Consider the following 22,217-nt stretch of genomic DNA (forward strand, 5'->3'; position numbering starts at 1 on the left):
CAGCCGGTTGTCCTGCAAGCTCAGGCTCGCTCCCCTCAATCGCTCATTTGATCGGAGAAGCTCCTTCATGGTGTTTCGTATTTCCATTGCACTGGTCGCGCTACTGGTGCTGATTGCCGGCCTCGCGCCCGGTCCCTTCAACGACGTGGTGCAGGCCGCGCTGGCCCAGGTTGTGCGTGGCGCTGGTTGGATGTACCTGCTGATCGTGTTCCTGACACTGTCTTTCCTGCTGTACCTGGCGTTCGGCCGCTTCGGCAGCCTGCGCATCGGCGGTGAAGATGCCGAGCCGGACTTCTCCCGCGCCAGCTGGCTGTCGATGCTGTTCGCCGCCGGCATGGGCATCGGCCTGGTGTTCTGGGGCGCGGCCGAGCCGATATCGCATTTCGTCACCCCGCCGGAAGGCCTGCCGCCGCAAGGCATGGATGCCGCCCGCGCCGCGATGCGTTACTCGTTCTTCCACTGGGGCCTGCACCCGTGGGCGATCTATGCGTTGATCGGGCTGGCAATGGCCTGGTTCCAGTACAACCGCAATGGTCGCGGCCTGATCAGCGACATGCTGCAACCGGTCATCGGCCGCCATCATCGTGGCTGGGTTGGCAAGCTGGTGAATATCGCAGCGGTGGTCGCCACCGCAATTGGTGTCGCCACCACGTTGGGATTCGGCACCATCCAGATCGCCGCCGGCATGCAACGTGTGTTCGGTGTCACCGCAGGCGTGCCACTGCAGATGACCGTCATCGCCATCGCCTTCGTGCTTTACATGCTCTCCACCACCAGCGGCGTGGACCGTGGCATCAAGTGGTTGTCCAACTTCAATCTGGCGCTGGCGGCATTGCTGCTTGCCGCAGTGCTGGTGCTCGGCCCTACTGGCTTCATCTTCGACACCTTCACCACCACGCTGGGCGCCTACCTGAACCAGCTGGTGACAATGAGCCTGCGCATGTCGCCCTTCTCGGGCAGCACCTGGGTCGCGGATTGGACCATCTTCTACTGGGCCTGGTGGATTGCCTGGGCGCCGTTCGTGGGTTCCTTCATTGCGCGGGTATCACGTGGCCGCAGCGTGCGCGAGTTCGTGGTCGGGGTGGTGCTGGCGCCAACCCTGCTCGGCTTCCTGTGGTTCTCCGTGTTCGGTGGCACTGCGCTGTGGGCGCAGCTGTCTGGCCACGCCGATCTGGTCCAGGCGTTGGGCAATGGCTATGAGACGGTATTGTTCACGCTGTTCGACAGCATGCCAGCATCCTTGCTGCTCGCGGGCCTGGCCTTGGTCCTGCTCGTTATCTTCTTCGTCACCTCGGCCGATTCGGCGGTGCTGGTGCTGGCCAGCATGTCCACCGATGAAGCCGGTGATCCGCCACTGTCACGCAAGCTGGTGTGGGGCATTGCCATTGCACTGATCGCAGCGGTTCTGCTGCTCGCAGGTGGGTTGGATGCACTGCAGGGCATGATCACCATTGCAGCTTTGCCATTCGCGCTGTTGATGGTGTTGGTGATGGTATCGCTGTACCGCGTGCTGGACGCCGAGCACAACCGCCAGCGCCGGCTCGCGCAGCGCGCACGGCACATGATGGAGGCATGGATCGAGCGCGAGCAGGCAGCACAGGAAGAAGCACGTGCAGTCACTGAGCGTTCGCCAGGTCTGGACAAGTAGGCGGGAGCTGCGGGAGCTGTGAATTGCCGCGGCGCATCTGGCTGGCTTCGCATCCAGCTGCGCGATGTGGCTGGACAATTGGGTGGTAAGGACGGCAGCGAAGAGCTCCCCCTCCCCAACCCTCCCCTTCGCTGCGCGAAAGGGAGGGGGCCGTTCCTGGCGATCTACAAGATGGCGACGTAGCCGCTTCTACCCCCTCCCTTTCGCGCAGCGAAGGGGAGGGTTGGGGAGGGGGGCTTTGGCTTTGGCTATGGCTTTTGCTTTTGCCCTGCCACAACCACAAGAAGCGACGATCAGTACCCCGCCGCCTGCCCATCCTTTCGACTCTCCGAAGCACCGTAGTAAACGCCGCTTTCCGGGTCACGCATGATCGCCTGATAGCCGCCATAAGGACCGTCGGCGAACACCACACGGTGGCCCTTGCGCATCAGGCTGCGCACCGTCTTATATGCAAAGCCGGTTTCCAGATTGACCTCGCCACCATCACGCATCGCCGTGGCCTGTCCGGTGGGCTCGGTGGAGCCCTCGTGCTGGATGCGTGGTGCATCGCCGGCCTCCTGCAGGTTCATGCCGAAGTCGACGAGGTTCATCACGATCTGTGCATGCCCCTGCGGCTGCATCGCACCGCCCATCACCCCGAAGCTGGCGAACGGCTTGCCGTCCTTGGTGATGAAGGCCGGAATGATGGTCTGGAACGGGCGCTTGCCCGGCGCATAACCGTTGGGATGATCCTTCTGCAACACGAACATCTCGCCGCGGTCCTGCAAGATGAAGCCCAGCCCCGGCGGCGCCATGCCGCTGCCCATGCCGCGATAGTTGGACTGGATCAGCGACACCATCATGCCGTCAGCATCGGCCACGGTCATGTAGATGGTGTCGCCCTCCTCCAGCTGCCTGGGCGTTCCTGGCTGAACTTCCTTCAAGGCCTTGTCCATCGAGATCAGGCTGCGGCGCTGTGCAGCGTAGTCCTTGGAAACAAGCCGTTGCACCGGTGCCGGCGAGAACGCAGGGTCCGCGTAGAAACGGGCGCGATCGGCGAAGGCCAGTTTCTTGGCTTCAACGAACAGATGGATGTGCTCGGCCGAGCCGAATGGAATCTTCGAGAAATCGTAGCCTTCCAGCACGTTGAGGATCTGCAGCGCAGCGATGCCCTGGCTGTTCGGTGGCAGTTCCCACACGTCATAACCACGGTAGTTGCTGCTGACCGGCTCGACCCACTCGCCGTGATGCGCGGCCATGTCCTCGTAGCTCAGATAACCGCCATTGGTCTTGAAGTAGTCGCCAATGCCGCGCGCGATGTCGCCTTTGTAGAACGCATCACGGCCCCCATCGGCAATCTGCTGCAAGGTGTTTGCAAGGTTTGGATTGCGCCACATCTGACCCTTGCGCGGCGCGTGTCCATCAATGGTGAACTGCTCCTTGAAACCCGGATACTGCGACAGCTTGGGCACCGAGCGGTCCCAGTAATACGCAATGACCTCGGAAACCGGATGCCCATTGCGGGCGTAGGCGATGGCCGGCGCCAGGTTTTCAGCCATGGGCTTGCGCCCGAAGCGTTCATGCAATGCGAACCAGCCATCCACCGCGCCCGGCACCGACACCGGCAGCGGTCCGGTCGCGGGAATCTCCTTCAAACCACGCCGCTGCAACTCCGCCAGCGTCAACGAACGCGGTGAACGACCCGAGCCGTTGTAGCCATGGAGCTTCTGCGTCTTCGGGTCCCAGACGATCGCGAACAGGTCACCGCCAATGCCATTGCCGGTCGGCTCCATCAATCCCAGCGCAGCATTGGCAGCGATGGCCGCATCCATCGCCGAGCCGCCGCCCTTCATCACGTCCAGCGCGATCTGGGTGGCCAGCGGCTGCGAGGTGGCCGCCATTGCATGCGGCGCGATGACTTCCGAGCGGGTGGCAAATTCGTGACCGGTGATGCGGTCTGCGGCAAACGCCGTTACCGGCACAGTAGACAGGGCAAGCAACAAGGCGCTACGCAGCATGGCAGACAACCGGCAAGGGAATGGCGGGACGATAGCCCAGCCACCGCGCTGACGCACGTCTTGTGCATGTGCCTCGTACTGAACTGCCCGTCACGCCAGCGCTCAAACCAGCCAAGCTGCACCACAGGCATCGGACTGTCTTTGTGGGTGCGGCGTCAGCCGCGAAACAAGGACACCTTCAGATGGAGGTTTGAGCGAAACTCTGCTTCGCGGCTGACGCCGCTCCCACAGCAAGACCGTCAGGTCACAGACCCCCGCGGGCAACCCAGCCCTACATCCGTGCAGACGCCATTCCGATCAGGCTGGCTGCCTCGTGTCCGTTACTGATCTGCTCCAGCAGGCCTCGCGTCTCCTGGTCTGGATCCAGGCCCAACTCCTGCCGCAATACCGATTCGAATCGCTGGTAGACCTTCAGCGCCGCGCCCCGCATGCCGGTGCCGGCGTGGGCGCGCATCACCCGCCGGGTATGCGCTTCATTCCATGGATCGCGCTTACACAAGGCATTGGCCAGCTGCATCGCAGACTCCCAACGCGATGCTTCCAGCATTTCATCGCAGCAGCGTGCCGCCGCGTCTATCAGCTGTGCGTCCAGCGATTGGCGGGTACTCGCCAGCCAAGTCTGGAAGTTGGAATCGGCAATGTCTTCCATTCCATCCAGGAACACCCGCTGCTCGGCCATCAGATGAACCGATTCGCACGGCGCCTGCTCCAGCAGATCGATATCGAACATGGGCTCAGCGCCGCGCATCAGGCCAACCGCCGAGCGCTCGATGCGCAGAATGCCCTCCTCCATCACCAGATTGCAGAAGCGATTGAGGTTGCTCAACACCTGGCGCAGGTTGGTCAAGGCACTGGTCTCCCCCAGGCTGGGCCACAACAGGGCCGCCAGCGCCGCCCGCGAATGCATGCGATTGGACTCGACCGACAGGTAGCCGAGCAGGGCCCAGCCCTTCCGGTAGATCAGCGGCGCCGGCAGAACACCTCCCTGGCCCATCAGTTGCAGCAGACCGGGGGGCCGCCCCTCGCCGGGTACGTCACACCGGTGTGCACCCGCACACGTGATGTCCTGTCCTGGTAACTGCGTCATGGCGATCGTCCTCCGGCTGGCCCAGAAAGGGCCTGTTACTTGCTAAACCGGCAAAAGCAGCGCAATCCAATCACGGCAGGCGAAACTTTCTCTCCCGGCCCGATCAACGTGTTGAACTGACCCGAATCCGCGCAAACCAGCTCGCGCATGCGCTTGATCACGCAGGTTTCAATCGCAACCATGCTGCTGCGACGGGGCTTCCGCGCCAGATCCGGGAAATCACACCTGCAAGCGTTGACATGACGACGACGCGATGGTTATCTCGACCCATGCTGCAACGCCACAACGCCACCACTGACCTGACTTCGACCCCGGCCCACGCCGCGGCGTCGATTCTCGTACTCGTACTTATTACCGAGCCAACAGGTGCGGGGCAGACTGGCGCGTAACGTAAAGACAGCCAGATTCGACTAAAGACCCCGCGCCGACCCCGGTGCGGGGTTTTTCGTTTCCAGCTTCTATTTCATCTGAAACCATGTACCCAACCACTGACACCTCCAGGAAACACACCACCAACGCCGCCAGCCGCAGCGCTGCGACCTGCATGGTGCCTCCCCCGCCCGCCCCGGCCGCTGCGTCCTGACGCAACGGCCGTTTTTATTTCTGCCTGACTCTCTTCATTGCAAGGAAACCAAGCACCATGAGCACCAACGAACTGCCCCAGATCAAAATCGCCGTCGTCGGTTACGGCAGCCAGGGCCGCGCCCATGCCATGAACCTGCGTGAATCCGGCTTCGACGTGGTTGTCGGCCTGCGCGCCGGCGGCCCCACCGAGGTCAAGGCGCAGGCCGACGGCTTCACCGTCAAGAGCCCGGCCGAAGCGGTCAAGGACGCCGACCTGGTCGCCGTGCTGACCCCGGACATGGTGCAGAAGAAGCTGTACAACGAGGTACTGGCGCCGAACATGAAGCAGGGCGCCTGCCTGCTGTTCGCGCACGGACTGAACGTGCATTTCGGCATGATCGAGCCGCGCGCCGATCTGGACGTGGTGCTGGTCGCGCCGAAGGGCCCGGGCGCACTGGTGCGTCGCGAGTATGAAATCGGCCGCGGCGTGCCGTGCATCTACGCGGTCTACCAGGACAAGAGCGGCAAGGCCGAGCAGTTCGCGCTGGCCTATGCGGCTGGCCTGGGCGGCGCCCGCGCCAACATCATCAAGACCACCTTCAAGGAAGAGACCGAAACCGATCTGTTCGGTGAGCAGGCCGTACTGTGCGGTGGCGCTTCCTCGCTGGTGCAGGCCGGCTTTGAAACCCTGGTGGAAGCCGGTTACCAGCCGGAAATCGCCTACTACGAAGTGCTGCACGAACTGAAGCTGATCGTCGACCTGTTCTACGAAGGCGGCATCACCCGCATGCTGGAGTTCATCTCCGAGACCGCGCAGTACGGCGATTTCGTCAGCGGCCCGCGCGTTATCGATGCCTCGGTGAAGGCCCGCATGAAGGACGTGCTGACCGACATCCAGAACGGCACCTTCACCAGGAACTGGGAAGCCGAGTACGAAGCAGGCCTGCCGAACTACAAGAAGTTCCAGCAGGCAGACATGGAACACCCGATCGAGAAGGTGGGCAAAGAGCTCCGCGCCAAGATGGTTTGGCTGCAAGCACAGACTGCGTAATCCGCGGTCCCCCACCCGCAACTGGCAAAGGTCGCTGCATGAACACTTCCACCCCCGGTGCGCCCCGTAACGGCGCACGCTGGCTGACGCAGGCCCTGGAAGCCGAAGGCGTGCAAACGCTGTTCGGCTACCCGGGCGGCACCATCATGCCGTTCTACGACGCATTGGTGGACTCCAGCCTCAAGCACATCCTGGTACGACACGAGCAGGGCGCGGCGCTTGCCGCCAATGGTTATGCCCGCGCAAGCGGCAAGGTAGGCGTATGCGTGGCCACCTCCGGCCCGGGTGCGTCCAACCTGGTCACCGGCATTGCCGATGCCATGCTCGACTCGGTACCGATGGTGTGCCTGACCGGCCAGGTCGCTACCCCGCTGCTGGGTACCGATGCGTTCCAGGAACTGGATGTGTTCGGCATGACCATGCCGATCGTCAAGCACAGCTGGCTGGTGCGCAGCGTTGATGAGCTGCCGCAGGTGGTTGCCGAAGCCTTCCGTGTCGCCCGCGAAGGGCGGCCCGGTCCGGTGCTGATCGACCTGCCCAAGGACGTGCAGCTGGGCGACGCCTCGCACCTGCCCGATCACGTGCCGGCCTCGATCGATCCGGTGCCGGCACCGTCGGCCGAGCGTCTGGCTGCTGCGGTCGAGATGATTGCCGCTGCCGAAAAGCCCGTGATCTACGGCGGCGGCGGCATCGGCCTGGCCGATGCGGTTGGCGAGTTCCGTCACTTCGTCGAAAGCTCGGGCATCCCGACCGTGCTGACCCTGCGCGGCCTGGGCGCCTTGCCGGCCAATCATCCGCAGTACCTGGGCATGCTGGGCATGCACGGCACCCGCGCTGCCAACATGGCGGTGCAGGAGTCGGACCTGCTGATCGTGGTCGGTGCCCGCTTCGATGACCGCGCCACCGGCAAGCTGGCCGAGTTCGCCCCGTTCGCCCGCGTCATCCATCTGGATGCCGACGCCTACGAGATCTCCAAGCTGCGCGCGGTCGACATTGCCATCCCCGGCAACGTCAAGACTGGGCTGCAGGCGCTGACCAGCATCCGCAGCAGCTGCAACAGCTGGCGCGCACGTTGTGCCGCCAACCGTGAAAAGTTCGCTGCCCGCTATGACGCGCCCGGCCACGATATCTACGCACCGGCGTTGTTGAAGCGGCTGAGCGAAGTGGCACCGCCGGATACCGTTATCGCCTGCGATGTCGGCCAGCACCAGATGTGGGTGGCGCAGCATTGCCGCTTCAACCACCCGCGCAACCACCTGACGTCGGGCGCGCTGGGCACGATGGGCTTCGGCCTGCCGGCGGCGATGGGCGCGCAGTTCGCCTGCCCCGATCGCACCGTGGTGCTGGTCTCCGGTGATGGCAGCTTCATGATGAACGTGCAGGAGCTGGCCACCATCGCCCGCTGTCGCCTGCCGGTGAAGATCGTGCTGCTGGACAACTCATCGCTGGGCATGGTCCGCCAGTGGCAGGAGCTGTTTTTCGCCGAGCGTTACAGCGAGATTGACCTGTCCGACAACCCGGACTTCGCCGCGCTGGTGCAGGTATTCGGTATCCCCGCCACTCGCATCACCCAGCGTGCGCAGGTCGAGGACGCGCTGGCCGCCATGCTGGATACGCCCGGCCCGGCGCTGCTGCACGTGTCCATCGATGCACGCGCCAACGTGTGGCCGCTGGTGCCACCCAACAACGCCAACAGCACCATGCTGGACAGCAACCCAGCCCATGCCAAGGCAGCGCAGGAGAGTTCCAATGCAATACCGGCTTGACCTGGTGCTGAAACCTGCCGAAGGCGCGCTGGTGCGCGTGATCGGCATGGTCGAACGGCGCGGCTTCGCCCCCAGCAACATCGCCGGCAACCGCAATGCCGACGATGCCGGCCGCTGGCACGTGCAGATGGACATCCATGGCACGCGCCCGCCGGAAACCCTGTGCCACCAGCTGCAGAAGGTCTACGACTGCGAATCCGTGCGGCTGGTACCGGTAGCAGGTGCCAGCGTATGAGCAGCGACGTAAGTGGCGTACCGGTAGTACGCCGCCACAAGCAACGGAGGCGTCTTCTTCAACGCGAACAGCCGACAGCTAGTTCGCTTGTATCCGGTGACGGCCACGTACATGCCTGACCGTGGCCGCGCCAACGCAGTTGCAACACCCGCTGACGCATTGAACGTCAGCGTTGCCGATGTCTTGGCCGCGCAGGCACGCCTGCGCCGTTTTCTGCCGCCTACCCCGCTGCACTATGCCGAGCGTTTCGGCACCTGGTTGAAGCTGGAGAACCTGCAGCGCACCGGTTCCTACAAGGTGCGTGGTGCACTGAACGCGATGCTGGCGGCGCTGGAACGCGGTGATGAGCGCCCGGTGATCTGCGCCTCGGCCGGCAACCACGCCCAAGGCGTGGCCTGGGCTTCGCATCGGCTGGGCGTGCAGGCCATCACGGTGATGCCACATGGCGCACCGGCCACCAAGATTGCCGGCGTCCAGCATTGGGGCGCCACCGTGCGCCAGCACGGCAACAGCTACGACGATGCCTATGCGTTTGCCCGCGAACTGGCCGAACAGAACGGCTACCGCTTCCTGTCCGCCTTCGACGACCCGGACGTGATCGCCGGCCAGGGCACGCTGGGCATCGAGCTGGCGCCGCATGCACCGGACGTGGTGATCGTGCCGATCGGCGGCGGCGGCCTGGCCTCGGGCGTCGCGCTGGCATTGAAGTCGCAGGGCGTGCGCATCATCGGTGCGCAGGTCGAAGGCGTGGACTCGATGGCACGCGCGATCAAGGGCGATGTGCGCGAAGTTGATCCGGTGCCGACCCTGGCCGATGGCGTCAAGGTCAAGATCCCGGGCTTCCTCACCCGCCGCCTGTGCGCCAGCCTGCTCGACGATGTGGTCATCGTCCGTGAAGCCGAGCTGCGCGAAACCCTGGTGCGGCTGGCGTTGGAAGAACACGTCATCGCCGAAGGTGCTGGCGCACTGGCGCTGGCCGCGGGCCGCCGCGTCTCCGGCAAGCGTAAGTGTGCGGTGGTATCCGGCGGCAACATCGATGCCACGGTATTGTCGACCTTGTTGTCTGAAGTTCGCCCCAGCCCGCCGCGCAAACCTCGACGGCGTAACGCCGAACGACTTAGAAGCCGTGTCGTTGCATCGACACAGCGCAGTTCCAGATCCGAATCCCCCCAAATTTCCGTTACCGCCGCAGTCGAGGAGACCCTCTGGTGAATACTCCAACCAACAATACCCCGCGAATTACCATCTTCGACACGACCCTGCGCGACGGTGAGCAATCACCCGGCTGCAGCATGACGCCACCGCAGAAGCTGGTGATGGCAAGGGCGCTGGCGGAACTGGGCGTGGACGTGATCGAAACCGGCTTCCCCGCAAGTTCGCAGTCCGACCGCGAAGCCATGGCACTGATCGGCCGCGAGGTACGACAGCCGGTCCTGGCAGTGCTGTCGCGCTGCCTGGCCGGCGATATCGAAACCTCCATCAAGGCTCTGGAAGCCGCAGCGCGCCCGCGCCTGCACCTGTTCCTGTCCACCAGTCCGCTGCACCGCGAGCACAAGCTGCGCATCAGCAAGGAACAGGTGCTGGAGTCGGTGCACAAGCATGTGAGCATGGCGCGCGGCTACCTGGATGACGTCGAGTTCTCCGCCGAGGACGCCACCCGCACCGAACTGGACTTCCTGACTGAAGTCACCCAGGTCGCGATCGCCGCCGGTGCGCGCACCATCAACCTGCCCGACACGGTTGGTTTCACCACGCCGGAGGAAATCCGCGCGATGTTCCAGCATGTGATCGCCAATGCGGCCGGCGCTGACAAGGTGGTATTCAGTACCCATTGCCACAACGACCTGGGCCTGGCCGTGGCCAACTCGCTGGCCGCCATCGAAGGCGGTGCACGCCAGGTGGAAGGTTCGATCAACGGCATCGGCGAGCGCGCCGGCAACTGCGCGCTGGAAGAAATCGCGATGGTGCTGAAGGTCCGCAACGCCTTCTACAACAACTTCGACACCGGTTTCGACACCCGCCGCATCGTACCCACCTCGCAGCTGCTGCAGCGTCTGGTCGGCATGCCGGTGCAGCGCAACAAGGCCATCGTCGGTGCCAATGCCTTCGCGCACGAATCCGGCATCCACCAGCACGGCATGCTGCGCAATCGCAATACCTACGAAATCATGCGTCCTGAAGACGTGGGCTGGGAATCCTCGCAGATGGTGCTGGGCCGCCACAGCGGCCGCGCCGCGGTCGAGGCACGCCTGCGTGCGCTGGGCTACTGGCTGGAAGAAGAGGAACTGAAGCTGATCTTCGAGCAGTTCAAGGCACTGTGCGAACAGCAGCGCGTGGTCACCGATGCCGACCTGCAGACCCTGATGCAGGGTACCTCCAGCAGCGACGGCTACCGCCTGGCTTCGATGACCATCAGCGACGTCGGCAGCCGTGCCAATGCGTTGGTCGAGCTGTCCGATCCGGAAGGCAACCGCGTGGCTGAAACCGCGCAGGGCGACGGCCCGGTCGATGCCTTGTTCTCGGCATTGTCGGCCGCCACCGGCGTGCAGCTGACCCTGGACAGCTACCACGTGCACAGCGTCGGCATCGGCGCCGATGCGCGCGGCGAAGCCAACCTGAGCGTGCGTCACGAAGGCGAGATCCTCGAAGGCACCGGCACCAGCCGTGACATCATCGAAGCCAGCGCGCTTGCCTGGCTGGATGTCACCAACCGCCTGCTGCGCCAGCGTGAAAGCAGCACCACCGAGGAAGCCGTCAGCGCCTGAGCGCGACAGCAGAACATAGGCACCGGAACGAACCAATGAGCTCCGCACCCAAAACCCTGTACGACAAGCTGTGGGATGCCCACGTTGTCGTCCCCGAATCCGACAACGCGCCGGCCGTGCTGTATATCGACCTGCACCTGATCCATGAAGTCACCTCGCCGCAGGCCTTCACCGAACTGCGCGAGCGCGGCCTGAAGCCGCGCCGCACCGATCGCACCAAGGCGACGATGGATCACTCCACGCCGACCCTGCCGGCCGGCCCGGACGGCAAGCTGCCGTACGCAAGCAAGGCCTCCGAAGCGCAGGTCGAAACGCTGGCGAAGAATTGCGCCGAGTACGGCATCGAGCTGTTCGACCTGTCCTCGGCCAACCGCGGTATCGTCCACGTCATCGCCCCGGAGCAGGGTTTCACCCAGCCAGGCATGACCATCGTCTGCGGTGACAGCCACACCTCCACGCATGGCGCGTTCGGTTCGCTGGCCTTCGGCATCGGCACCAGCGAAGTCGGCCACGTGCTGGCCACGCAGTGCCTGCTGCAGCGCAAGGCCAGGACCATGGCAATCACCGTTGATGGCGAACTGGCGCCGGGCGTGGGTGCCAAGGACGTGGTGCTGCACATCATCGGCGTGATCGGCGTCAACGGTGGCACCGGCCATGTACTGGAATTCCGTGGCTCGGCGATCCGCGCGATGGACATGGAACAGCGCATGACCCTGTGCAACATGTCGATCGAAGCCGGTGCCCGCGCAGGTATGGTGGCGCCGGACCAGGTCACCTTCGACTGGGTCGCCAACACCCCGCGCGGCCCCAAGGGCGCCGACTTCGACACCGCCGTGGCGTACTGGTCCTCGTTGAACAGCGACGAAGCCGCGCGCTTCGATGTGGAAGTGCAGATCGACGCCGCCGATATCCGTCCGACCCTGACCTGGGGCACGCACCCGGGCACCGCGATTGCGGTTGATGCGCCGATCCCGGCCGCCAACGATGCCGCTGCGCAGAAGGGCCTGGACTACATGAAGTTCGAAGCCGGCCACAGCTTGATCGGCACGCCGGTGGATGTAGTGTTTGTCGGTTCCTGCACCAATGGCCGCTTGAGCGACATGCGCGAAGTGGCACAGGTGCTGCGCGGCCGCCACGTCGCCGATGGCGTACGCATGCTGGTGGTGCCGGGCTCGGAGATCGTCAAGCGCGATGCCGAGGCCGAAGGCATCCACGAGATCGTGCGTGCCGCCGGTGCCGAGTGGCGCGAGCCGGGCTGCTCGATGTGCATCGCCATGAACGGCGACCTGGTTGCACCGGGCCAGTTGGCGGTCAGCACCAGCAACCGCAATTTCGAAGGCCGCCAAGGCCCGGGCTCACGCACCTTGCTGGCTTCGCCGATGAGCGCGGCATGGGCAGCGGTGAATGGCCGCGTCGCCGATACCCGCGATCTGTTTGCCAAGGAGGTGGCGTGATGGCCGCATTGACCACGATCACCTCGCGCAGCGTTGTGCTGCGCCAGACCAATATCGACACCGACCAGATCATCCCGGCGCGTTTCCTGTCCACCACCGAGCGCGCTGGTCTGGGCAAGAACGCGTTCAATGACTGGCGCTGGCAGGCTGATGGTTCGCCGAATGCCGAATTCGCCTTCAACCAGCCACATAACCAGGGCCGCGCCATCCTGTTGGCCGGACGCAATTTCGGCTGTGGTTCCTCGCGCGAACATGCGCCGTGGGCGCTGACCGATCTGGGCCTGCAGGCAATCGTCAGCAGCGAGATCGCCGACATCTTCCGCAACAACTCGCTGAAGAACGGCCTGCTGCCGATCGTGCTGGATGAAGCCGACGTGCAGGAACTGATGCAGCACCCGGATGACGAGCTGACCGTGGATGTGGCAGCACGTGAGCTGCGTACTTCCAGCGGCAAGGCATACCGCTTCCCGCTGGATGGTTTCTCGCAGACCTGCCTGCTGGAAGGTGTGGATCAGCTGGGCTGGCTGCTGGGCCGGGTGGATGAGATCGAGCGGTATGAGGCTGCAAAAGCGGCGTGACCGACCTCCCCTTCTCCCTCCGGGAGACAGTCCGGCAGGATTGCCGGACTGCACGGCGCAGCCGCCCGTAAGGTGAGGCACATGGATGTGCCGAATGCAGGTGCCCCGTAGGGGCGGATGAGGGTAAGGGCGAAGCCTCGCGCAGCCAAATCGCGCATGGTGCTCCCTACCCTCACCCCAACCCCTCTCCCGCAGGGAGAGGGGCTTCAAACAAAACAAACAGCAACCGGAACCCTTACATGCAAGCCAACATCGTCGTACTGCCGGGTGACGGCATCGGTCCAGAAATCACCGCCGTTGCCGTCGACGTGCTCAAGGCCATCGCAAGCCGGTTCGGCCACAGCTTCAGCTTCAGCGAACATGACATCGGCGGCATCGCCATCGACAGGCACGGCGAGCCGCTGCCGGCAGCCACGCTGGAGGCCTGCAGCAAGGCTGACGCGGTGCTGCTCGGCGCCGTTGGTGGCCCGAAGTGGTCCGACCCGAATGCCAAGGTCCGCCCGGAACAAGGCCTGCTGGCGATCCGCAGGGCACTGGGCCTGTACGCCAACCTGCGCCCGGTGCGTACCCACCCGGCCGCGCTCAACGCCTCGCCGATCAAGCCCGAACTGCTCAAGGACGTGGACTTCGTGGTGGTGCGCGAGCTGACCGGCGGCATCTACTTCGGCGACAAAAGCCGCGATGCCGACAGCGCCAGCGACCTGTGCCGCTACACCGTGGTCGAGATCGAGCGCGTGCTGCGCAGCGCCTTCCGCCTGGCCCAACAGCGTCGCGGCAAGCTCACCTCGGTGGACAAGGCCAATGTGCTGGAAACCTCGCGCCTGTGGCGTGACATCGCCGCACGCATCGGCCGCGAGGAATTCCCGGACGTGGAACTGGAACACCAGCTGGTCGATTCCATGGCCATGCACCTGATCGCCAAGCCGCGCGTCTACGATGTGATCGTCACCGAGAACATGTTCGGCGACATCCTCACCGACGAGGCCTCGATGCTGGCCGGCTCGCTGGGCCTGCTGCCATCAGCCTCGTTGGGCGAACAGGGCAAGGTCGGCATCTACGAGCCCATCCACGGTTCGGCGCCGGATATCGCCGGCAAGGGCATCGCCAACCCCTATGCCACCATCCTCAGTGCGGCGATGCTGCTGCGCCATTCACTGGGACTGGAGGCCGAGGCTGCAGCCATCGAGCAGGCGGTCAGCGCTGCACTCGTTGGTGGCCACTTCACCGCCGATCTGGCCGCGCAAGGGCAGGCGCTCAACACCCAGCAAGCCGGGCTAGCCGTGCTTGCGCAGTTGAACTGATGTAACCAGACGCGGCCCTTGGCCGCGTCTCTTTTTTGCGGGCTGTTCCCGCCAGGTGGATACCACGCCGTTTCTTCATTGGACCTGTCGTTTCAGGTCCCGCACCAACAAAGGAATGACCTTGAACTACCGCACTCCCGACGACTTCCTGGCCTATGTGGCCAAGCGCGACCCCAACCAATCCGAGTTCCTGCAAGCGGTAAAGGAAGTGGCGCACAGCCTGTGGCCATTCCTGCAGCAGAACCCGAAGTACACGCAATACGGGTTGCTGGAACGTCTGGTCGAGCCGGAACGGGTCATCCAGTTCCGTGTAGCGTGGGCCGATGACAAGGGGCAAACCCACGTCAATCGCGCCTGGCGCGTGCAGCACAGTTCGGCGATTGGTCCATTCAAGGGCGGCATGCGCTTCCACCCCTCGGTGAACCTGTCCATCCTCAAGTTCCTGGCTTTTGAACAGACCTTCAAGAATGCCTTGACCACGCTGCCGATGGGCGGTGGCAAGGGCGGCTCGGACTTCGACCCCAAGGGCAAGAGCGATGGCGAAGTGATGCGCTTCTGCCAGGCGCTGATGCTGGAACTGTACCGCCACCTCGGCCCGGATACCGATGTGCCAGCCGGTGATATCGGCGTTGGCGCACGCGAAGTCGGCTTCATGGCCGGCATGATGAAGAAGCTCAGCAACGATGCTTCCAGCGTTTTCACCGGCAAAGGCCTGGCTTTTGGCGGCAGCCTGATGCGACCGGAGGCCACCGGCTTCGGTACGGTCTACTTCGTCGAGCAGATGCTGCATCACGCCAAGCGCCAGACCCACGGTGCCAAGGTATTGGTGTCCGGTTCCGGCAACGTCGCCCAGTACGCGGCAATCAAGGCCAGCGAGCTCGGCGCCAAGGTGCTGACCTTCTCCGATTCCGGCGGCACCCTGTACGCACGCGATGGCTTCGATGACGCCGCCATCCAGGAAGTGATGGTGCTGAAGAACGAGCGTCGCGGCCGCCTGTCCGAGCTGGGCGACGACGCACGCTTTGAATTCCTTGCTGATCGCCGTCCCTGGCATATCCCGGCCGATATCGCCCTGCCCTGCGCCACCCAGAACGAGCTGGACGAAACCGACGCACGCACCCTGGTCCACAACGGCGTGCTGTGCGTGGCAGAAGGAGCAAACATGCCGTCAACGCTGGAAGCAGTGGATGTATTCGTGCAGGCCGGCACGCTGTACGCGCCGGGCAAGGCCAGCAATGCCGGTGGCGTGGCCACTTCGGGTCTGGAAATGAGCCAGAACGCATTGCGCCTGTCGTGGCGCCATGCCGATGTCGACGAGCGCCTGCACGTGATCATGAAGGAGATCCACGCCAACTGCGTGCATCACGGCGTACGTGCCGATGGCAGCGTCAACTACGTGGACGGCGCCAACATCGCCGGCTTCGTCAAGGTCGCCGATGCCATGTTGGCGCAGGGCCTGTACTGAATCATCCAGCCCTCGCACGGCTGGAAACCGACGGCGCCCACGGGCGCCGTCGTCATGATAATACCCGGTTACGGCCTTCGCGCTTGGCGCGATAGAGCTGCCGGTCAGCGGCCGCCAACAGGGTGCGTCCGTCCGCCTGGCCTGGGCCGAATGCCGCAACACCGATACTGACGGTGACACTGACGTCGGCATCCACGTCCTCGAAGCGCAGTCGCGCCAGGCGGATCCGCAGCTCCTGCAATGCCGCCACCGCCTCCTGCAGTGATATGCCATGTATCACCACCAGGAACTCCTCACCGCCATGCCGGGCCACGAACTGCTCCTTGCCAAGCCGCAGCTGCAACAGACTGGCGATGTCACGCAGCACCTGATCACCGGCATCGTGGCCGTAGCGGTCGTTGATCTGCTTGAAGTGATCCACATCCACCAAGGCCACGTTCAAGGGCGTGCCCTCGGTGCTGGCGCGCTGCAACGCCCGCTGCAGGTAGGCGTCACCGGCACGTCGATTGGGCAGGCCGGTGAGCGGATCGTGCATGGCCTGATGCTCCAGGCGTTGCAACAGGCTGACGCGCTCCGAGTCGGCCTGCTCCAGCGCGCGGTTTTTCTCGCTCAATTCCTGGGTGCGTGCAGCGATCTCGTTGCTCAGGCGCTGTTGCCCGCGCCGGTAGCTGGCTGCGCGCCAACCTGCCAGCAACAGGATCAGGCCCAGCACGGCCGCAGCGCTCAGCCAGCGTACCCATGGCCGCTGCCATAGCGGTGCGGCGATATCCAGTTCCAGCACTGCTTCGCCGCCGCGATTGGTGTTTTCCCAATCCAACGGCAACGACATCGCCTGGATGCGCAGCCGATATTTCCCTGGTGGCAGATTGGTATAGATCGCTTCGACGCGACTGCCTGCATCCAGCCAATCACTGTCAAAGCCTTCCAGACGATAGCGGTAACGCATCTTGTCCGGCGCGCGGAAACCGAGCCCGGCGTAGGCCACGGCAATGCGATCCACGCCGGCTGGCAGGGAATAGGCGCTGCTCACCGGCTGCGGATCACCATCGATGACCACGCTTTCAATGGCCACCGGAATCTTCCGGAAACGTGCATTGCCATCGACACGCTGCGGATCGATCACCGCCAGGCCACCGGCGGTGGGAAACAACAACTCACCGTCACGCGTGAACCAGCCTGCAGGGGATGAAGCGCCATTGCCCTGGCTGCTGGGCATGCCATCGGTATGGTCCAGCACCTGCACCGCCAGATGCGTACGCGCGCCGGCAGCCACGGCAATCAGGTCCGTGCGATCAAGCCGGAACACACCCTGGTTGCTGGACAGCCACAGATGGCCCGCGCCATCGTCGATGACCCGGAAAACCTTGTCGCGCGGCAACCCGTTGCGATGATCGAAGACGGCAATGTCCAAGCCACGCTTGCGCAGCAGTCCGTGGTCACTGGCAATCCACAGATCACCATTGTCGTCGCCAAGGAAGTCGAAGACATAGCGCGCCGGGAACCCCACATCAGGCAACCACGCCTGCAGCTTGCCGTCCTTGTCCAGGCTCGCCATGCCACCGTCCGTACCTATCCAGAGCACGCCGGCAGCGTCGCGGTACAGCGCATGCACCGCCAGTCCCGGCAGCCCCTCTTCCAGTCCGTAGTGATGCAGCTTCCCGCGCTGGTGGTGATACAGCCCCTCCGAGCTGCCTATCCAGAGGCTGCCATCGGCTTCACTCAACAGACTGCGGATCAGCGGCTGTACGGTACCCGGCAAGCTGATCTGTTGTACAACCCGACCAGCCTCATCCACGCCAAGCACGCCCTTGTTGTAGGTGCCAGCCCACACGCCCTGGCCACGCGCAGCCAAGGCCAGCACCGACGCGTCACGGCCAGTGCCCGGCAACAGGCGCACCGTGCTGATCAGATCGCCGCGCATGCGGTTCAGGCCTTCGGAATGTCCGATCCAGACATCACCGTTGTCGGACTGGATCAGCGCACGCAGATAGTCCGAGCTCAGTCCATCCTCCATGGTCAGCCCACGTGCCGCGCCTTCGTCGATGCGGAACAAGCCATCGGTGCTGCCCGCCCAGACCAGACCTTCCCGGTCGATCAGCAAGGCGGGACTGACCTGCCCGGGAACCGCGATCCGCTCGGTCTTGCCTGATGCCAAGCGCACCAGTCGGCCCGCGGACAGGCTCAGCCACAACGCATCACTGGCATCATGGCGCACCGCATCCACGCGCTCACCAGGCAACAGGTGCTGCCGTCGGCCATCAGCGTGCAGCCAATGGACACCGTCGTCGGCTGCAACCACCCAGCCGTTGTCGCCATCATCGACCAGATCACGCACCACCCAACCAGCCGTACCGTTCCACGGCGCCAGACGTCCCTGCTGCTGGTGGTAGACACCTTTTTCAGTGGCAACCAGCACCGTTCCGTCCGCCATCAGGCGCAGTGCGGTGATCGACACCTCGGGCAGGCCAAGCGTGGCACCGGCATCGAGCAGCTGTCCCGAGGGCAGCAAGCGCAGCAGCTTGTCCTTGGCGGCGATCCACAGGTCGCCGGATGGATCCCGCAGCAATGCGGTAACCGATAGATGCCGGGCATCGCCCCCCCCCAATGCTTCCCAACGCCCGCGGTGGTAGCTGTAGACACCATCGGAAATGGTCCCGAACAGCACGGCGCCGTCGGCCTCGGGCAGGATGCTCAGCACCCCGGAAAGCTCCACGCCCGGGGTGTTCTGCCGATCAAATACGGTGAAGCTGCGGCCGTTGAAGCGGACCACGCCTTCCCAGGTGCCCAGCCAGATGAAGCCGTCAGTGCCCTGTGCCACCGACTGCACCAGGTTATGCGGCAGCCCCTGCTCCATGCCCCACCCTGCCACGGTATGCCGCGCGGCCTGCGCCGGCGGCAAGATCAGGGCCCATAGCAGGGCTGTTACGAGCATGGCGCATAGCCAAGCTGCCAGCCGGTCCCGGCCTGCAAGGCATGCAGCTGTGGCGTCGGCAATCCTCTGGCGTCTGTACAAACCCGCCTCCGCAGGTCACGCCGACTCCCCCGTCGGCGCGCCAATTTACCACCTCAACCGTGAAATCCGTCGCCGCTTCTTACGGCCGGCCCCGCGGCCAGCCTTGGCGGCGACGGCTCACAGCGCGCCGCTCAGTGACTGGCCTCGTCCGGGCGCACCCGGAACCAGGCCGCATACAGCGCAGGCAGGAACACCAGGGTCAGCACCGTGCCGACGATCAACCCGCCCATGATCGAGATCGCCATCGAGCCGTAGAAGGCACTGCGCGACAGCGGGATCATCGCCAGCACCGCCGCCAGCGCGGTCAGCACGATAGGCCGGAAGCGGCGCACGGTGGCATCGATGATGGCGTGCCAGCGGTCATGGCCGGCATCGATGTCCTGCTGGATCTGGTCGATCAGGATCACCGAGTTGCGCATGATCATGCCGGCCAGTGCAATCGTGCCCAGCATCGCCACGAAGCCGAACGGCGCCTGGAACAGCAGCAGGAACCAGGTCGCGCCGATGATGCCCAGCGGTGCGGTGATGAACACCATCGCCGCCCGCGAGAAGCTGCGCAGCTGCACCATCAGCAAGGTCGCCACCACCACCAGGAACAGCGGCATGCCAGCCTTGATCGAGTTCTGCCCGCGCGCGGAGTCCTCGACGGTGCCGCCGGTTTCCAGCAGATAGCCACTGGGCAGGGCGTCGCGGATGTCACTCAAGGTCGGCACGATCTGCTCGACCACGCCGACCGGCAGCATGCTGTCGCCGATGTCGGCACGCACGGTGACGGTTGGCAGGCGGTCGCGGTGCCAGATGATGCCGTCTTCGAAGGCATATTCCAGCTTGGCCACCTGCGACAACGACACCGACTTGCCGCTGGCGGTCGGGATGGCCAGGCTGCCCAGCATGTCCAGACGCGCACGCTCATCATCCGGGCCACGCAGCAACATGCCGATCTGGCGATTGCCTTCGCGGTAGGTGCTCACGCTCATGCCTGACAGCGAGCTGGTCAGGAACTGCGCGATCTGCGCACTGCTCACGCCCAATACGCGGGCACGGTCCTGGTCCACCACCAGGCGCACCACCTTGCTCGGTTCGCTCCAGTTGAGGTTGACGTTGGTGGTATGCGGGTTCTGCCGCACCTTTTCCGCAACCTGCGCGGCAATCGCCTGCACGCGCTCGATATGCTCGCCGGAAATACGGAACTGCACCGGGTAGCCAACCGGCGGGCCGTTCTCCAGCCGGGTAACACGCAGCTGCACATCACCGAACTTGGGCACGACCTCCGTCAACAACCAATCACGCAGCTCCTCGCGTGCCTTGGTGTCCTCGGCCAGCACCACGTACTGGGCGAAGTTGGTGGCCGGCAACTGCTGGTCCAACGGCAGGTAGAAGCGCGGCGAGCCGTTGCCGACATAGCCGACGAAGTTGGCCACGCCCTTGTGCCCCTTGATGAGCGCTTCGAACTTCTGCGCCTGTGCCTGGGTGGCAGTCAGCGACGCGCCTTCGGCCAGTTCGATATCCACCATCAGCTCGGGCCGGGTTGAATCCGGGAAGAACTGCTGCGGCACGAAGCGGAAGATCACCAGCGAGAACACGAACAGGCCCGCCGTGGCCAGGATCACCAGCCAGCGACGACGCAGGCAGGCATCCAGGAACACCCGGAAGCGCTGGTAGAACGCGCTCTTGTACGGGTCATGGTCGTGCGCCAGCTCCTTCGGCTTGATCAGGTTGGCCACGGCCGGATTGCGGTCGGCCCAGCGCAGCCGCAGCGCATGCCAGCGCCCGGCAATACTGCCCGGCTTGGGCGGCTGCGGGTTGTGCAGGTCCGGCAGCATCTTGTCGCCAAGATAGGGAATGAACAGCACCGCGGCGATCCACGACACTACCAGCGCGATCGTCACCACCTGGAACAGGGAACGCGTGTATTCACCGGTGCTCGAAGCCGCGGTGGCAATCGGCAGGAAGCCGGCCGCGGTGATCAAGGTGCCGGTCAACATCGGGAAAGCGGTGGATGTCCAGGCAAAGCTGGCCGCACGCAGACGGTCGTAGCCCTGCTCCATCTTGGTGGCCATCATCTCCACCGCGATGATCGCGTCGTCCACCAGCAGACCCAGCGCAAGCACAAGCGCGCCCAGCGAAATCTTGTGCAGGCCGATGTCGAACTGATGCATGACGAAGAACGTCATCGCCAGCACCAGCGGGATCGATACCGCCACCACCAGGCCGGTACGCCAGCCCAGCGAGAAGAAGCTCACCAGCAGCACGATCACCACCGCCTCGGTCAGCACCTTGACGAACTCGCCCACCGATTCCTTCACCGCATGCGGTTGGTCGGAGACCTTGCGCAGCTGCATGCCGGCCGGCAGCGTCTTCTGCAGCTGCTCGAACTCGTTGTCCAGGGTCTTGCCCAGCTTGAGGATGTCACCGCCGTTCTTCATCGCCACGGCAATACCGATGGCGTCCTCACCCATGAAGCGCATCTTGGCCGAGGCCGGATCGGCGAAGCCACGCTTCACCTCGGCGATATCGCCCAGCCGCACGCTGCGATCACCGGCCTGGATCGGGAAGTTGCGGATGTCTTCGACGGAAGTGAACTGACCGCTGACGCGCAACTGCACGCGATCGGTCGGCGTCTCGAACCAGCTGGCCGGGGCAATCGCGTTCTGCTGCGCCAGCGCCTGCTGCACCTGCTGCATCGACACGCCCAGCGTGGCCAGCTTGGTGTTGGACAGCTGGATCCATACCTTCTCGTCCTGCAGGCCGAGCAGGTCGACCTTGCCCACGTCATCCACGCGCTGCAGCTGCAGCTGGATGCGATCGGCATAGTCGCGCATCAAGGCATAGTCGAAACCCTTGCCTGTCAGCGCATAGATATTGCCGAAGGTGTCACCGAACTCATCATTGAAAAACGGCCCGATCACTTCGGCTGGCAGCTGCGAATGGATGTCGCCGACCTTCTTGCGCACCTGGTAGAACAGTTCGGGCACGTCCTTGGACGGCATCGAGTCGCGCGCCATGAAGATCACCTGCGACTCCCCCGGGCGCGAATAGGCCTGGATGAATTCGAATTCGCCGGTGTTCATCAACGCTTTTTCGATCGGCTCGGTGACCTGCTTGGACACCTGCTCGGCGGTGGCGCCCGGCCACATGGTCTGCACCACCATCGCCTTGAAGGTGAACGGCGGATCTTCGGATTGGCCAAGGTGCTTGTACGACCAGGCACCGATGATCGCCATGGCGATCATCATGAACAACACCAGCGGGCGGTTACCGAGCGCCCATTCGGAGAGATTGAAGCGTTTCAC

At 64.3% G+C, this 22,217-nt stretch carries 14 protein-coding genes; 10 read left to right on the forward strand and 4 right to left on the reverse strand.

The genetic code is table 11. From position 1 onward, the window contains the following. Positions 1-67: 67 nt before the first annotated feature. Positions 68-1,648 (forward strand): BCCT family transporter, encoded by a 1,581-nt coding sequence (locus tag AC1VWL_RS04200; protein WP_482985872.1) that lies wholly within the window; start codon positions 68-70, stop codon positions 1,646-1,648. A 293-nt stretch (positions 1,649-1,941) separates the two neighbouring features. On the opposite strand, the gene ggt is transcribed toward AC1VWL_RS04200, so the two are convergent. Next, positions 1,942-3,645 carry a gamma-glutamyltransferase gene (ggt, locus tag AC1VWL_RS04205; protein ID WP_482985873.1) on the reverse strand — a complete coding sequence of 568 codons (1,704 nt, stop codon included), beginning with the start codon at positions 3,643-3,645 and terminating at the stop codon, positions 1,942-1,944. A gap of 271 nt (positions 3,646-3,916) precedes the next feature. Beyond that, positions 3,917-4,639 carry an AfsR/SARP family transcriptional regulator gene (locus tag AC1VWL_RS04210; protein WP_482985874.1) on the reverse strand — a complete coding sequence of 241 codons (723 nt, stop codon included), beginning with the start codon at positions 4,637-4,639 and terminating at the stop codon, positions 3,917-3,919. A 733-nt stretch (positions 4,640-5,372) separates the two neighbouring features. Between AC1VWL_RS04210 and ilvC the strand changes: the two genes are divergently transcribed. From ilvC to gdhA, 9 genes are all read left to right on the forward strand, one after another. Further along, complete coding sequence (ilvC, locus tag AC1VWL_RS04215; protein ID WP_282267207.1) at positions 5,373-6,347, forward strand: ketol-acid reductoisomerase; 975 nt, start codon at positions 5,373-5,375, stop codon at positions 6,345-6,347. A 38-nt stretch (positions 6,348-6,385) separates the two neighbouring features. Next, positions 6,386-8,113 carry an acetolactate synthase 2 catalytic subunit gene (ilvG, locus tag AC1VWL_RS04220; protein ID WP_482985875.1) on the forward strand — a complete coding sequence of 576 codons (1,728 nt, stop codon included), beginning with the start codon at positions 6,386-6,388 and terminating at the stop codon, positions 8,111-8,113. Then, positions 8,097-8,348 carry an ACT domain-containing protein gene (locus AC1VWL_RS04225; protein WP_057632948.1) on the forward strand — a complete coding sequence of 84 codons (252 nt, stop codon included), beginning with the start codon at positions 8,097-8,099 and terminating at the stop codon, positions 8,346-8,348. The genes ilvG and AC1VWL_RS04225 overlap by 17 nt, the downstream gene beginning before the upstream one ends. A gap of 159 nt (positions 8,349-8,507) precedes the next feature. Further along, positions 8,508-9,560 carry a threonine dehydratase gene (locus AC1VWL_RS04230; protein WP_481534453.1) on the forward strand — a complete coding sequence of 351 codons (1,053 nt, stop codon included), beginning with the start codon at positions 8,508-8,510 and terminating at the stop codon, positions 9,558-9,560. Continuing rightward, positions 9,557-11,113 (forward strand): 2-isopropylmalate synthase, encoded by a 1,557-nt coding sequence (locus AC1VWL_RS04235; RefSeq protein WP_481534435.1) that lies wholly within the window; start codon positions 9,557-9,559, stop codon positions 11,111-11,113. Before AC1VWL_RS04230 ends, AC1VWL_RS04235 begins: the two co-directional genes overlap by 4 nt. Positions 11,114-11,148: 35 nt before the next feature. Next, entirely contained in the window at positions 11,149-12,567 is a 1,419-nt protein-coding gene (leuC, locus tag AC1VWL_RS04240; protein ID WP_482985876.1) for a 3-isopropylmalate dehydratase large subunit, read from the forward strand. Further along, positions 12,567-13,145 carry a 3-isopropylmalate dehydratase small subunit gene (gene leuD / locus AC1VWL_RS04245; RefSeq protein ID WP_482985877.1) on the forward strand — a complete coding sequence of 193 codons (579 nt, stop codon included), beginning with the start codon at positions 12,567-12,569 and terminating at the stop codon, positions 13,143-13,145. Before leuC ends, leuD begins: the two co-directional genes overlap by 1 nt. Before the next feature lie 239 nt (positions 13,146-13,384). Next, complete coding sequence (leuB, locus tag AC1VWL_RS04250; protein ID WP_482985878.1) at positions 13,385-14,446, forward strand: 3-isopropylmalate dehydrogenase; 1,062 nt, start codon at positions 13,385-13,387, stop codon at positions 14,444-14,446. A gap of 115 nt (positions 14,447-14,561) precedes the next feature. Then, entirely contained in the window at positions 14,562-15,911 is a 1,350-nt protein-coding gene (gene gdhA, locus AC1VWL_RS04255; RefSeq protein ID WP_482985879.1) for an NADP-specific glutamate dehydrogenase, read from the forward strand. 52 nt (positions 15,912-15,963) lie between these two features. On the opposite strand, the gene AC1VWL_RS04260 is transcribed toward gdhA, so the two are convergent. Next, positions 15,964-18,843, reverse strand: coding sequence for a ligand-binding sensor domain-containing protein (locus AC1VWL_RS04260; protein WP_482985880.1), 2,880 nt, complete (start codon positions 18,841-18,843; stop codon positions 15,964-15,966). 212 nt (positions 18,844-19,055) lie between these two features. Further along, positions 19,056-22,217: an efflux RND transporter permease subunit gene (locus AC1VWL_RS04265; RefSeq protein ID WP_481534441.1), complete on the reverse strand. Its 3,162-nt coding sequence runs from the start codon at positions 22,215-22,217 to the stop codon at positions 19,056-19,058.

The organism is Stenotrophomonas sp. STEN063 (assembly GCF_056854515.1).

What these genes read in the sequence shown, in the direction of transcription:
- leuC (WP_482985876.1), top strand. Translation starts at nt 11,149, where the DNA reads ATGAGCTCCGCACCCAAAACCCTGTACGACAAGCTGTGGGATGCCCAC.
- ggt (WP_482985873.1), bottom strand. Translation starts at nt 3,645, where the DNA reads ATGCTGCGTAGCGCCTTGTTGCTTGCCCTGTCTACTGTGCCGGTAACG.
- ilvG (WP_482985875.1), top strand. Translation starts at nt 6,386, where the DNA reads ATGAACACTTCCACCCCCGGTGCGCCCCGTAACGGCGCACGCTGGCTG.
- AC1VWL_RS04260 (WP_482985880.1), bottom strand. Translation starts at nt 18,843, where the DNA reads ATGCTCGTAACAGCCCTGCTATGGGCCCTGATCTTGCCGCCGGCGCAG.
- AC1VWL_RS04225 (WP_057632948.1), top strand. Translation starts at nt 8,097, where the DNA reads ATGCAATACCGGCTTGACCTGGTGCTGAAACCTGCCGAAGGCGCGCTG.
- ilvC (WP_282267207.1), top strand. Translation starts at nt 5,373, where the DNA reads ATGAGCACCAACGAACTGCCCCAGATCAAAATCGCCGTCGTCGGTTAC.
- leuB (WP_482985878.1), top strand. Translation starts at nt 13,385, where the DNA reads ATGCAAGCCAACATCGTCGTACTGCCGGGTGACGGCATCGGTCCAGAA.
- AC1VWL_RS04200 (WP_482985872.1), top strand. Translation starts at nt 68, where the DNA reads ATGGTGTTTCGTATTTCCATTGCACTGGTCGCGCTACTGGTGCTGATT.
- leuD (WP_482985877.1), top strand. Translation starts at nt 12,567, where the DNA reads ATGGCCGCATTGACCACGATCACCTCGCGCAGCGTTGTGCTGCGCCAG.
- AC1VWL_RS04210 (WP_482985874.1), bottom strand. Translation starts at nt 4,639, where the DNA reads ATGGGCCAGGGAGGTGTTCTGCCGGCGCCGCTGATCTACCGGAAGGGC.
- gdhA (WP_482985879.1), top strand. Translation starts at nt 14,562, where the DNA reads ATGACCTTGAACTACCGCACTCCCGACGACTTCCTGGCCTATGTGGCC.